The following is a 12860-nucleotide window of genomic DNA, read 5'->3' on the forward strand; positions in this document are numbered from 1 at the left end:
CCTGTGAGCGGTCGGCCCGGCTCGGGGAGGCCGGGAGCGGCGTGTTGAGATGACAACGTGATCACTGGCCCCGGCGGATTCCTGCTGCTCGTCCTGGCCGGGGTCGGGGCCGGGCTGACCGGCGCGACCGCGGGCCTCGCCTCGCTGGTGTCGTATCCGGCGCTGCTCGCCGCCGGGCTGCCGCCGGTGACCGCGAACGTCACCAACACCGTCGCGATGCTGGGAACGACGGCCGGGTCGGCGGCCGGCGCGCGCCCGGAACTGAAGGGCCAAGGCCGCCGCCTGCTGCCGTTGTGCCTGATCACCACGGCGGGCGGGGCGTGCGGCGGGCTGGTGCTGCTGGTCAGTTCGGCGGACGCGTTCACCGTCGTGGTGCCGTGGCTGATCGGCGGCGCGTCGGTCGTGCTGATGACCGGCCCGCGGCTGCGGCGGATGGCCGCTCACCGGGAACACCGCGGGATCGGCCCTCTCACCGGGATCGCGGCCTTCCTGGTGGGGGTCTACGGCGGGTACTTCGGGGCGGCCGCCGGGGTGCTGATGCTCGCGCTGCTGACGACGGCGTGGAGCCAGTCGCTGGCCCGCACGAACGCGGCGAAGAACATCGCGACCGGCACCGCGAACCTGATCGCCGCGCTGGTGTTCGCCTTCACCGGAAAGGTCTATTGGCCCGCGGCGATCGCGGTCTGCCTCGGCTCGGTGGCGGGCTCGTGGCTGGGTTCGGTGCTGGTGCGCTTCCTGCCGGCGACGCCGCTGCGCATCGCGATCGGCCTGGGCGGGCTGGCACTGGCGGCGGTTTTGGGGTGGCAGGCTTACTCGGGCTGAAGCGGGCCGGTTCCTCTCCCGCCGCGCCTCCGGGATCTTCTCGGCGCGGCAGTTTCGGCGTGGCACACCGATTCGGGCTGACGCGGGGCGCCCGATGCGGGCATAGTCGGCGGGGTACCCGAGCAGGAGGACAGATGAGCATTGTCGGCACCCGGGTGGTGCGCGTCGAAGACGAGAAGCTGATCACCGCGGGCGGAACGTACGTCGACGACCTCAAGGAAGAAGCGCTGGCCGGCGCCGTGCACGCGGTTTTCGTGCGCAGCCCGATCGCGCACGCGCGGATCGTCGGCATCGACGTGGAGGAAGCACGCACCGCGCCGGGCGTGGTCGGGGTGTACACCGCGGCCGATCTCGATCTCGAGCCGGGCAAGGCCGGGCCCGTGGCCGAGCCGTTCCTGGCCCGCGACGTCGTGCGGTACGTCGGCGAGCCGGTCGCGCTGGTGCTCGCCGAGGAGCGGTACCAGCTCGCCGACGCGGCCGAGCTGGTCGACGTGGACTACGACCCGCTCGACGCGGTCGCGGACTTCGACACCGCGCTCGCCGACGAGACGCTGGTGTTCCCCGACCACGGCACCAACGTGGTCCACGCCCACGGCCCGGAGGAGTTCGACGACTCCGTGTTCGAGGGCTGCGAGGTCGTCGTCACCGAGGAAATCCTCAACCAGCGCGTGGCCCCGGCTCCGGTCGAGCCGCGCGGCGCGTCCGTCGCGTGGGGCGAGGACGGGCGGGTCACGCTGTGGCTTTCCACGCAGAACGCGCAGATCGGCCGCTCCGTCGTGGCCGGCGGGCTCGGCATCGGCGAGGAGCTGGTGCGGGTGATCGCCCCGGACGTCGGCGGCGGGTTCGGCGCGAAGATCGGCGCGGACCCGGAGGCGGTCCTGCTCGCCTGGGCCTCGAAACGGGCCGGTCGCGCGGTGCGGTGGACCGAGTCGCGCAGCGAGAACCTCACCTCGATGACGCACGGCCGCGCGCAGCGCAACACCGTGACCATCGGCGGCAAGCGCGACGGAACCGTGCTGGCGTACCGGCTCGACGTCCTTCAGGACACCGGCGCGTACCCGCGGGCGCTGTTCCTGCCGACGCTCACCGAGATGATGGCCCCGGGCGTCTACCGGTTCCCGGTGGTCCAGACCCGCAGCCGCGGCGTGGTCACCACGACCACGCCGATCGCGGCTTACCGCGGCGCGGGCCGTCCGGAAGCGACGGCCGCGGTCGAGCGCGCGATCGACCTGTTCGCCGCGGAAATCGGGATGGACCCGGCCGACGTCCGGCGGGTCAACTTCATCCGTCCCGAGGAATTCCCTTACCAGACCCCGACCGGCGGCTCCTACGACACCGGCGAGTACGCCGCGGCGCTCGACAAGGTGCTCGACGCGGCGGGATACGCGCGGCTGCGCGAAGAACAGCGGAAGCGCCGCGACGCCGGGGACCCGGTCGCGCTGGGGCTCGGCATCGCGTCCTACGTGGAGATCACCGGCGGCGACGCGGCGGGCGAGAGCGGCCGGGTCGATGTGCACCCGGACGGGTCGGTCACCGCGTGGACCGGCAGTTCCCCGCACGGGCAGGGGCTCGGGACGTCGCTGGCGATGCTGCTGTCGGACCAGCTGGGCGTGCCGATGGACAAGATCGCCGTGCGGCACGGCGACACCGACGAGGTCCCGCGCGCGATCGGCACCTTCGGCTCGCGGTCGCTGCAGCTCGGCGGTTCGGCGATCCGGCAGGCGGCCGAGGAGGTCGTGGCGCAGGCCCGGCAGGTCGCGGCGGACCTGCTCGAAGCCGCGCCGGACGACCTGGAGCTGGACACCGCACGCGGCGTCTGGCAGGTCCGGGGCGCGCCGTCCAGCACGACGCTCGACTGGGCCCGGGTCGCCGCCGAGGCGGACGGGTTCACCGCCGACGTCTGGTTCGGCGACGGAGCTCCGACGTTCCCGTTCGGCGCGCACCTCGCGGTGGTCGAGGTGGACACGGAAACCGGCAAGGTCGAGGTGCGCCGGCTGGTCGCGCTCGACGACGCGGGCCCGATCGTGAACCCGCTGACCTTCCGCGGCCAGCGGCACGGCGGGCTCGGCCAGGGCATCGCGCAGGCGCTGCTCGAGGTGATGAGCTACGACGCGGACGGCAACCCGACCACCGCGACGCTGGCCGACTACTCGTTCGTCACCGCGCCCGAGCTGCCCGATTTCGAACTGGTGGACATGGAGACGCCGACGACCCGGAACCTGCTGGGGGTCAAGGGGATCGGCGAGGCGGCGACCATCGGGTCGACGCCCGCGGTGCACAACGCGGTGGTCGACGCGCTCGCCCACCTCGGCGTGCGGCACCTGGACATGCCGGCCACCCCGCTGCGGGTGTGGACGGCCCTGAACGACGCTAGGAAGGCGAACTGACGTGCGGGTCTCGATCGAGGTGAACGGGAAGACGGTGGCGCACGAGGTGCCCGACCGCACCCTGCTCGTGCACTACCTGCGGGACACCGCGGGCCTCACCGGCACGAACATCGGCTGCGACACCACGTCCTGCGGGGCGTGCACGGTGCTGCTCGACGGCGAATCGGTGAAATCCTGCACGGTGCTGGCCGCGCAGGCGGACGGGCACGAAGTGACCACTGTGGAGGGTCTGGCCGGGGACGAGGGCCTGCACCCGGTGCAGCGCGCGTTCCGCGAGCAGCACGGCCTGCAGTGCGGGTTCTGCACGCCCGGCATGATGATGGCGACGGTGTCGCTGCTGAAGGAAAACCCGAAGCCGACCCGCGACGAGGCCCGCGCGGCGCTGGAGGGCAACCTCTGCCGCTGCACCGGCTACCACAACATCGTCAGCGCGGTCATCGACGCGTCCGGACAGGAGGTGGCGCAGTGATCCCGGCCGGCTTCGCCTACCGGCGCGCGTCCACTGTGGACGAAGCACTCGCGTTGCTCGCCGAGCACGGCGAGGACGCGAAACTGCTCGCGGGCGGGCATTCCCTGCTGCCGCTGATGAAACTCCGGTTCGCCGCGCCGGAGGTCGTGGTGGACATCGCTCCGCTGCGGGAGCTGAAGTTCGTCCGGACCGAGGGCGACGAGGTGGTGATCGGGGCGCTGTCCCGCTACCACGACCTCCAGCACGACCCGGTGCTCGCCGAGCACGCGCCGCTGATCGCGCACGTGGCCGGTTCGGTCGGCGACCCGCAGGTCCGCCATCGCGGCACGATCGGCGGTTCGCTGGTGCACGCGGACTCCGCGGCCGACCTTCCCGCGGCGGTGCTCGCGGCGGACGGCACGCTCGTCGCGCGCGGCCCGTCGGGGGAGCGGCGGATCCCGGCCGCGGAGTTCTTCCTCGGCCCGTTCACCACGCCGCTCGAGCCGGACGAACTGCTCACCGAGATCCGGCTGCCCAGCCAGGCCGGGCTGGGCTGGGGATTCGAGAAGTTCACCCGCCGGGCCATCGACTGGGCGATCGTCGGCGTCGCGGTCGCCGGGCGTTCGGTCGGCCTGGTCAACATGGGCGGGACTCCGCTGCGGGCGTCGGCCACCGAACGCGCGCTGGCCGACGGCGCCACCGCGGCGGAAGCGGCGAAACTGGCCGCGGAGGGCACTTCGCCGCCGGACGAACCGCACGCCACGGCCGAGTACCGGCAGCACCTGGCCCGCGTGCTCACCGGCCGCGCGCTGGCCGCCGCGGGCATCGCCTGACCGGCCGTCGGCGAGGGGAACCCGGGGATCGCCTCGGTGTCGGCTGTGGTGGCCGGCGTGCTGTGGTGATCATCGGGCCGGGTGTGCGTCTAGCGGGTGCGTCCGCGTCGGCGCAGGACCCGGCCCGGAGCCCGCCGGATCCTGACCGGGATCCGGCGGGCGTTTCCCGGCTGCGGATACGTCAACTCCACAGACACCACTCTTCTCGACTGGGCACAGCCAGAACACCCAGGTTCCGCAACACCCTCTGAGGGAATCTGCGTCCCCCAGGGTTCCCCGAACGGCTTTGAAAGCGATGGCCGATTTCCGCCAGCGACGCCCCCGTTCCGGTGGCCAGACTGGGCGGTGTGAACACGACTTTTCCCGCGCACACGGCGATCGAGCCCGGCATTCTCTACTTCGGCACCCCGGTGGTGCTGCTCTCCACGTCCAATGAGGACGGTTCGGCGAACCTGGCCCCGATGTCGTCGGCCTTCTGGCTCGGCTGGCGCGCCATGCTCGGCCTCGGCGCGCGCTCGAAGACCGCGCAGAACCTCCTGCGCACGCGCGAATGCGTGCTGAACCTGCCGTCCTCGGCGATGGCCGCCGCGGTCGACCGGCTGGCGCTGACCACCGGGTCCGATCCGGTTCCGCCGGGCAAGGAGAAACGCGGCTACTTCCACGTCGCGGACAAGTTCGGCCGGGCCGGGCTCACGCCGGTGCCGTCCGAGACGGTCGCGCCGCCGCGGGTCGCGGAGTGCCCGGTCGCGATGGAGGCGGTGCTGGAATCGGTGCACCCGTTCGCCGAGGACGACGAGGCGCAGCGCGGCGGCATCGTCGGGCTGGAAGTGCGCGTGCAGCGGGTGTTCGTGCACGACGACATCCGGGTGCCGGGCACCGACGACCACATCGACCCGGACGCCTGGCGGCCGCTGATCATGAGCTTCCAGAAGCTGTACGGGCTCGGGCCGCAGGTGCACGAATCGACGCTCGCGCGCATCCCGGAGCGGATGTACCGCTCACCGGACATCGAACGGGCGCGCGCCGTCTCCTGAGCGCGCAGTCCACTGTGGAGCAACGAACCGGCGAAAGCACGGCGAAGGACAGGAGAACAACTCGGTAAAACCGGGCCCGGGTTTCTCGCACCGGGGAATTTCCGCCGCCCCGGGGCCGGGCGTCAAGCGGCGCGCGCGGCGAAACCGCAGGTCATGTCTCTTCGGACACGGCCCTCGGTACATTGGGGCAGCGGTCCCCGCGGTGATCACCGGGCCCTGCCGGACTGATAGTCTTTCCCCATTGCGAATCCCCGGCACGGCAACGCAATTCGGCGTCCGAGACGGCGCCGCGGCGGCCGTGCCCGGCCCGGCTGTGGGAAGGAAGCCCTCGGGATGGCGGACAGGTTCGAGTTCGTTCTCGACGTCGTCGAAGCTTTGGTGATCGGGGAGGCGACCGGCGGGAACATCCGCCAGTTCCCGCTGCGGATCGGAGCCGTGCCCGCGGAACCGGACCGGTACGTGCGCGTCGCCAAGGTCGTGAACGACGCGATCGAGGAGCGCCGGCTCTCGGCCGGGGACGAGCTGAGCCCGTACGTGCGCACGGCTTTCGCACTGCTCGCGAAGCCGCGGGTGTCGGTCGCGGTCAGCGGGATCGACGGACTCGGCGCGGACATCGCCGTGGTCGCGCTCAGCGACGGCAGGCAGGCGCTCGGGATCACCCAGGACGCGAAGACCGACGAACTGCTGTTCTCGCTGTTCGACGACGAGGAACTCGTCGAGGTGATCGCCGGGGTGCTGCCCCGCGCTCGCCCGGCCAGCACCGGCGCGCACACGATCCGCCAGGCCGCCGAGCGCGAGGTGTCCGCGATGACCGCGCGCCGGCGCGCCGAGGCGGCCGAGGACGAGGAAGAGACCGACGCGTTCGGGATGATCGAGGTCAGCGGGCGCGTGCAGCCGCGCCGCCCGGACCCGCGCGTCTCCCGCGCCGCCCCCGGCGGGGTCGAGGTGCTCGAACGCGTGCTGGCGCAGCCGCGGCTCGGCGGCGGGCACATCGTCGCGAGCGGCTGGGGCCGCCACGGCGAGCGGCGCGCCGGAACCCCGGTCGGCTGGCTCGACACCGCCGACGGCCGCTACCTGATCACGTCCTCCGTCAGCGAGGCCGGGGACCTGACCGCGGAATACCTGCCCGCCGGGCACCGCGACCTCGTCCGGGCCGTGCAGCAGGCGGTTTCCGAGGTTTACTGAGCAATTTCCCTTTTGGCGGCGACAGTTCACGAGGAGAACGAGTTCCCGATGACCGACGACGCAGCGACGGCGACGCAGGACCGGATGGCCCCGGTGACGGCCACGAGAGCCCTGCTGCCCGCGCGCCAGCTGAAGACGCTGGCCGAGCGCGGGTCGTTCGCGGTGGACGACAGCACCGGCGACAAGATGATCGCCGCGCTCGAAGGCGTGGTCGACGCCCTGCAGGCGCGCTGGAACGCGCTGGAGAAGGTCGGCGTGGCCCCGGCGATGTCGAAGAGCCCGGCCGGGCAGTTCGTCAGCAGGCACATGGCCGAGACCGCGCGCGACGCGAAGGGCCTGCTCACCCAGCTGCAGGCGGCGCGCGACGAGTTCCCGACCTACGTCGAGGCGATCAAGCTCGCGAAGAAGAACTACAAGGAGCGGGAGCACAGCTCGGCCGAGACCTTCGAGCGCATCCACCGCACCGCCCAGGACCAGGGCTGAAGGGGAGACCAGTGGCCGAGAAGAAACCGCCGACCGCCGAGTCCGTCTCCGATCCCAGCTCGACGGACTACGACCCGCGCAACAAGGACCTCTACAACCCGACGCTGGACCCGTCGTCGAAGTACTACATCGGGCCGGTGCGCCCGGACGACGTGGCCTCGGGCGACCAGCTGCGCGAGGACGCGACGGCGAAGATCGACGCCATGTTCAACGGCTGGCTGTTCCCGAACGTCCAGGGCAAGCTGCGCGACCAGCTGATCCAGAAGATGTACGAGCGCAACCTCGACGAGTCGAGGAAGCAGCTGGGCAAGGACCTGGAGATGCGCGACCCGGGAGCGGCCCCGCACACCGACTGGAAGAACGCGACGCATCCGCAGATGGTCGAGGCGATCACCTCGGAGGCGGACCCGGCCGCGGTGGCCGAGTCGTCGGAGGAGTGGGTGCGCATCGGCAACGAGCTGGCGACGCACCAGAAGAACCTCGGCGACGCGATCAACGCGAGCACCTCGGACTGGAAGGGCGCCGGCGGCGACGCGGCGCGCGTGCACCTGGCCAACGTCGGCAAATGGCTCGGCGCCACCGCGCAGGGCGCGACGCTCACCGGGCGCCAGCAGGAGATCCACTCGCAGGCGCTCAACGAGACGCAGAAGGCGATGCAGGCCAACCCGCCGGTGGAGTTCTCGGCGCAGGACGCGAACCGGGTCCTGATGACGATCAAGGATCCGGCCGCGTACGTCGTGGCCTACTCCTCGGCCATGAAGACCTACAACGACCAGCAGGCCGCCCGGGAGCAGGCCGCGCAGATCATGACGCGGTACGACCAGACGATCGGCGGCGCGGTGGCGACGCCGCGGTTCGCCGAGCCGCCGAAGCTGCCCACGGCCCAGTACGAGGCGGCGGTCAAGGGCACGCCGCTGGGCGGCGGCGGCGCGGGCGCTCCGGGCGGGCTGCGGGTCGGCCCGGACGGCCGCCCGATCGGCCCCGACGGCCAGCCGATCGGCCCGCCCGGGACCACGGTCGGCCCGAACGGCCAGCTGATCGGGCCGGACGGGCGCCCGCTGGGTCCCGACGGCCGGCCGGTCGGCCCGCCCGGGACCACGGTCGGCCCGGACGGCCAGCTGATCGGGCCGGACGGCAAGCCGCTGGGCGGGTCCGGCGGGAGCGGCGGCGGACCGGGCGGCGGCACCGGCGGCCCCGGCGGGCAGCACCCCGACCGCAAGTTCGACCCGGCGTCGCTGAAGATCCCGGAAGGCGGTCCGGGCGGCGGCCCTGGCGGCGGAGGTCCGGGCGGCGGCGGTCCCGGCGGCTCGTTCCCGTCGATCCCGGGCTCGAACGACCCGGGTTCGACGAAGGCGCAGGGCTTCGCCCCGCCGAACCTCCCGCCCATCCCGGGCGGCGGCAACCCGGGCGGCACGAACTTCACGCCCCCGAACCTCCCGCCGATCCCCGGCGGCGGCAACCCCGGCGGCGGCGGTCCGAACTTCACCCCGCCGTCGATCCCGCCCATCCCGACCGGCAAGGACGGCGACCCGTACAAGCCGACGCCGTACAAGCCGCAGCCGTTCAAACCTTCGATCCCCGAGGGTCCCGGCGGGCTCAAGCCGTTCGAGCCGAAGCCGTTCGCCCCCGGCAAGATCGGCCCGGACGGCAAACCGCTGTTCCCGGGCGGCGGCACCGGCCCGAGCGGGGAGAAGCTCGGCGGCATCGGCAAGCTCGGCGGCGTCAACGGCGAGAGCATCAGCAGCAGGCTCGGCGGCGGCGGCGCGGGCGGTCTCGGCGGCGGCAAGGGCGGCCCGGGCTCCGGCGGCGGAGGCGCGTTCAGCGGCGCGGGCGGCTCCGGCCCGGCCGAGGAAGGCGTGGCCGGGCGCGGCTCGGGCGCGGGCGGAGCCGGTGCGAAGGGCGCCGCGGGCGCTCCCGGCATGGGCGCGATGGGCGGCGGCAAGGGCGGCAAGGGCCCGGAGGACAAGGAACACAAGGTCGCGAGCTTCGTCGAGGCGGACGATCCGTCGTTCTTCGCGCCGGACGAGGTCGTCGCACCGCCGGTGATCGGCGACTGGAAGAACAAGGACTGGAAGTGAGGCGGCGATGAGCGGCGGCGCGCAGGGGTTCCGCGTAGAACCCGACGACCTGGTGGCGCACGCGAGCCACCTGGACGGCCTGGTGGACCGGCTGAACACCGCCGCGCAGGCGGCGGACTACGCGATGTCCGACGACGCGTACGGGCTGCTGTGCGCCTTCCTCCCGCCGATCATCAACCCGACCGGCGAGAAGGCGAAGGAAGCGATCAGCGGGGCGGTCGAGGGCGTCCAGGCGACCGCGGACAACGTGCGGACCGCCGCGAAGTCCTATCAGGAGGGCGACGAGGGACAGTCGAAGCCGTTCAAGAAGGCGGCGACCGAAGGGCCGCTCAGCGAGGAGCGGAACGCGGAGCTGAAGGAGCGGTTCCGGGTCGGCGGGGTGCAGGCCCCGGCCGGGCAGAACCTGCCGTTCGCCCGGGACGCGGCGCCCGCGGAGGCCCGGTACGACAGCGCGCAGCCGTTGCAGGCCAAGGAACGGGCTGTTTCGCCGGACGCGACGTAGCGAGGAGCCGCCCTCGCGGCGGCCCAGCGGCGGGCGGGTACCGTCGAGGGAATGACGGTGCCGGTCGCGGCGAGGACAGGACCCGCCCGCAGCGGCGCGGGCGACGGGATTCGAGGAGAACGAAAAGCATGACCAGCGCGGGTGGGCTGGGCGACCTGATCAGGGACCCCGACGACGCAATCCGGCGAATGGACGAATGGGCGGCCGGGTTCGCCCGCAAGGCGGAGCGCTACGCGGCGGCCCAGCAGGAAACCGAGCGGCTGCGGCTGACCGCGACGAGCCCGGACGGGACGGTCAAGGTCACTGTCGGGGCCGACGGCGTCGTGTCGGACCTGGTGTTCAGCTCCCGCACGCGCACCATCCCGCCGGAGGAGCTCGCCCGGATGGTGCTGGAGACCATGCGGAAGGCGCAGTCGGGCATCACCGACCGCGTGGCCGAGGTGATGGGCCGCAGCCTCGGCGACGAGGACCCGGACACCCGCGCCGTCCTGCTCGATTCGCTCCGCACCCGCTTCCCGGACCCCGATCCGGACCCGGCCGACCAGCAGGACAGCGCGGAAGCGGAACCGGAGCCGCCCGCGTCGCCGCCTCCCGCGGGGGGTGCGCCGCGTCCGCCCGCGACGCCGCCCGCGTCCGGCGGGCCCGCTTCTCCGCCGCAGGGTCGTCGTCCGGGCGGGATCGATCCGGACGAGCAGGACAACAATCCCTGGTGACTTTTGTGGTGCGCCCCGGCTTTCCCGGCCGGGCCCGGCCCGCCCGAGCGGCAAATGCAGGAACGCCAACAAGGGCTTGTTGTCCGCTCGCCGCACTGTCGTTTGTGGACAGTCGGATGTGGACTCGGGCCCGGGCGTGAGGATCGGTCCGATGTGGACTCCTGCTCACGGAACCTGGTCGCGGTCGGCGAAATGGTGCAGCGCCGGTATCGCTCCGCGGGCCAAAGCCTGGCCCCACTCCGCCGGGACGGCGTAGGCAGGGCTGCACGAGGCGTGCAGCTCCTTGGTCGCGGCGCACGCGCGGCCGGGCGGGATGCCGGATCCTCAGAGCTGCGGCAGCGGAACCTCGGCCGCCAGGTCCTCCGGGGCCGAAAGCCGCCACGCCTCGTACACGAGTTCGGCCAGTTCGTCGGCCTCGACGCCGCTCAGCCGCACCACGACCCAGCCGAAGCCGCCGGACGTGAACTGCTCTTCGAAAACGTCCGGCCGTTCCGCGACGAGCGCCTGCTGTTCCGCGATGGTCTGCTTCAGCCCGACCGTGTCAGTGCGCGGCCAGTGGTAGCCGAAGCGCTTGCCGCGCACGCTGAAGGACGTGTAGTCGCGGCCGCTGCCGCGTTCGACCTCGCGCAGCTTGCGGATGATCCGTTCGAAATCCTTGCTCGGCACCGGTCCTGGCCCCCTCGATCGTGGACGCGGCCATCTTACGGCGGCGGATCCGGCGGGTTCGGCTTACGGTGGTGCGCGGAGGTGCCCGAATGTCCGAAGTGGTCCGCGGCATGCCGCCCGCGATCGAGCCGATGCTGGCGTCGTCCGACGGCGGCAGGCTGCGCGACGACCCGGCGTACGCCTACGAGTTCAAATGGGACGGCTACCGGGCGACGATGCGCGTCGCGCCGGACGGGAGCACCCTGCTGACCAGCCGCAACGACAACGACTTCACCGCCAGGTTCCCGCAGCTGGCCGGCGCGCTCGGCGACGCGCTGGGCGGCCGTCCGGCGGTGCTCGACGGCGAGATCGTCGCCCTCGACGAGCACGGCCGTCCCGACTTCGGTCTCCTGCAGAACCGCACGTGGAAAGCGGTCGCGTACTTCGCCTTCGACCTGCTGAGCCTGGACGGGAAAAGCCTGCTCGACGCGCCGTACGAGGAACGCCGCGGGCTGCTCGCCGAGATCGAGCCGCCGGACCGGCAGCTGGTCGCGATCACGCCCTGGTACCTGCACCGCGACCTCGCCGACGACGGCATGACCCCGGCCGGGCTGCTGGACGTCGCGCGGAAGATGATGCTCGAAGGCTTGATGGTGAAGGCCCGCCGGTCGCGGTACCACCCGGGACGGCGCAGCCCGGAGTGGCTCAAGCACCCGCTGGTGCAGACGACCGAGGTGGTCCTCGGCGGCTGGCGCGCGGGCCAGGGCCGCCGCGAGGGCACGATCGGCGCGCTGCTGCTCGGCGCGCACGACCCGGAGTCGGGGGAGTTGCGGTACCTGGGCGACGTCGGCACCGGCTTCACCGACGCGATGCTCAAGGACCTGCAGGCGCAGCTGGTTCCGTTGGAGCGCAAGACAAGCCCGTTCGCCGACCAGGTGCCGCGGGACCGGGCGCGCGGCGCGCACTGGCTGAACCCGGAGGTGGTCGGCGAGGTGGTGTACCGCCGCCTCACCCCGGGGGACGGGCGGCTGCGGCATACGGCTTGGCGGGGGTTGCGCCCGGAACGGCGTCCGGACGAGGTCGAGGTCCCGGAACGGTAGCGGCTCCCCGGTTCAGTCCGCCGTCCGCAGGCCGGTGATCAGCAGCCGGGCCAGCCGGCGCGCGTCGTAGCTGTCGTCGGCTTCCGCGCCGATGCACAGGTTCCCGACGCCGCGCATCAGGTGGATGGCCTCCAGGTCGGTGTGGATTTCCCCGGCCTCGGCCGCGGCGTCGAGCAGCTGCGAGCACACCGGGACCAGCCGCTCGAGGAAGTACGCGTGCAGTGCCTCGAAGCCGCTGTGGTCGGACTGCATGATCCCGGCCAGGCCGTGCTTCGTGACGAGGAAGTCGACGAACAGGTCGATCCACTGCGCGAGCGCGGCGTGCGGGGAGTCGTTGTCCGCCAGCAGTTTCGGGCCCGCGTCGGCGCACGCTTCCACCTGGTGCCGGTACACCGCGATGATCAGGTCCGCCCGGGTGGGGAAGTGCCGGTATATCGTGCCCACGCCGACGCCCGCCCTGGCCGCGATGTCGCGCACCGGCGCGTCCACCCCGGACGCGACGAAGACCGCCGCCGCCGCGTCGAGCAGGGTTTTCTCGTTGCGCCGGGCGTCCGCCCGCTTCGTGCGGGCCCCCGCGTTCTCAGCCACGTGCCACTCCCTCCGCGTGCCGCCGGTAGACAAGCGGAACAA

12 protein-coding genes and 1 pseudogene are annotated in these 12860 nt (G+C 72.7%); 11 read left to right on the forward strand and 2 right to left on the reverse strand.

Going from position 1 to position 12860, the window contains the following annotated elements:
• Positions 1 to 57 precede the first annotated feature (57 nt).
• The 10 genes and pseudogenes from F9C11_RS25800 (at position 58) to F9C11_RS25845 (ending at position 10485) form a co-directional block, all read left to right on the forward strand.
• Entirely contained in the window at positions 58 to 822 is a 765-nt protein-coding gene (locus F9C11_RS25800) for a sulfite exporter TauE/SafE family protein (protein WP_409179930.1), read from the forward strand.
• A gap of 134 nt (positions 823 to 956) precedes the next feature.
• Positions 957 to 3209 (forward strand): xanthine dehydrogenase family protein molybdopterin-binding subunit, encoded by a 2253-nt coding sequence (locus F9C11_RS25805; RefSeq protein ID WP_409179931.1) that lies wholly within the window; start codon positions 957 to 959, stop codon positions 3207 to 3209.
• Between the two features lies 1 nt (position 3210).
• Positions 3211 to 3678 carry a (2Fe-2S)-binding protein gene (locus F9C11_RS25810; RefSeq protein WP_409179932.1) on the forward strand — a complete coding sequence of 156 codons (468 nt, stop codon included), beginning with the start codon at positions 3211 to 3213 and terminating at the stop codon, positions 3676 to 3678.
• Complete coding sequence (locus tag F9C11_RS25815) at positions 3675 to 4490, forward strand: FAD binding domain-containing protein (protein WP_409179933.1); 816 nt, start codon at positions 3675 to 3677, stop codon at positions 4488 to 4490. The genes F9C11_RS25810 and F9C11_RS25815 overlap by 4 nt, the downstream gene beginning before the upstream one ends.
• A 347-nt stretch (positions 4491 to 4837) precedes the next feature.
• Complete coding sequence (locus F9C11_RS25820; RefSeq protein ID WP_409179934.1) at positions 4838 to 5524, forward strand: flavin reductase family protein; 687 nt, start codon at positions 4838 to 4840, stop codon at positions 5522 to 5524.
• Between the two features lie 333 nt (positions 5525 to 5857).
• Positions 5858 to 6709 (forward strand): ESX secretion-associated protein EspG, encoded by an 852-nt coding sequence (locus tag F9C11_RS25825; RefSeq protein WP_409179935.1) that lies wholly within the window; start codon positions 5858 to 5860, stop codon positions 6707 to 6709.
• 48 nt (positions 6710 to 6757) lie between these two features.
• The gene (locus F9C11_RS25830; RefSeq protein WP_409179936.1) at positions 6758 to 7192 is read left to right on the forward strand and encodes a hypothetical protein; all 435 of its coding nucleotides are present in this window, start codon (positions 6758 to 6760) and stop codon (positions 7190 to 7192) included.
• Positions 7193 to 7203: 11 nt separating this feature from the next.
• The gene (locus F9C11_RS25835) at positions 7204 to 9270 is read left to right on the forward strand and encodes a WXG100 family type VII secretion target (RefSeq protein ID WP_409179937.1); all 2067 of its coding nucleotides are present in this window, start codon (positions 7204 to 7206) and stop codon (positions 9268 to 9270) included.
• 7 nt (positions 9271 to 9277) lie between these two features.
• Positions 9278 to 9577 (forward strand): annotated as a pseudogene (locus F9C11_RS25840) (type VII secretion target); the annotation flags it as partial.
• A 323-nt stretch (positions 9578 to 9900) separates the two neighbouring features.
• The gene (locus tag F9C11_RS25845) at positions 9901 to 10485 is read left to right on the forward strand and encodes a YbaB/EbfC family nucleoid-associated protein (RefSeq protein ID WP_409179938.1); all 585 of its coding nucleotides are present in this window, start codon (positions 9901 to 9903) and stop codon (positions 10483 to 10485) included.
• Positions 10486 to 10809: 324 nt separating this feature from the next.
• Here the strand turns inward: F9C11_RS25845 and F9C11_RS25850 are convergent, their stop codons facing one another.
• Entirely contained in the window at positions 10810 to 11151 is a 342-nt protein-coding gene (locus tag F9C11_RS25850) for an MmcQ/YjbR family DNA-binding protein (RefSeq protein WP_409179939.1), read from the reverse strand.
• Positions 11152 to 11240: 89 nt separating this feature from the next.
• On the opposite strand from F9C11_RS25850, the gene ligD reads away from it, so the two are divergent.
• On the forward strand, positions 11241 to 12230 hold the full coding sequence (gene ligD, locus F9C11_RS25855; RefSeq protein WP_409179940.1) for a non-homologous end-joining DNA ligase: 990 nt from the start codon (positions 11241 to 11243) through the stop codon (positions 12228 to 12230).
• Between the two features lie 12 nt (positions 12231 to 12242).
• Here ligD and F9C11_RS25860 read toward each other — a convergent pair whose 3' ends face one another.
• Positions 12243 to 12818 carry a TetR/AcrR family transcriptional regulator gene (locus F9C11_RS25860; protein WP_409179941.1) on the reverse strand — a complete coding sequence of 192 codons (576 nt, stop codon included), beginning with the start codon at positions 12816 to 12818 and terminating at the stop codon, positions 12243 to 12245.
• Between the last annotated feature and the right edge of the window lie 42 nt (positions 12819 to 12860).

The sequence above is a fragment of the Amycolatopsis sp. VS8301801F10 genome (genome assembly GCF_046195355.1).
Lineage (GTDB): Bacteria > Actinomycetota > Actinomycetes > Mycobacteriales > Pseudonocardiaceae > Amycolatopsis.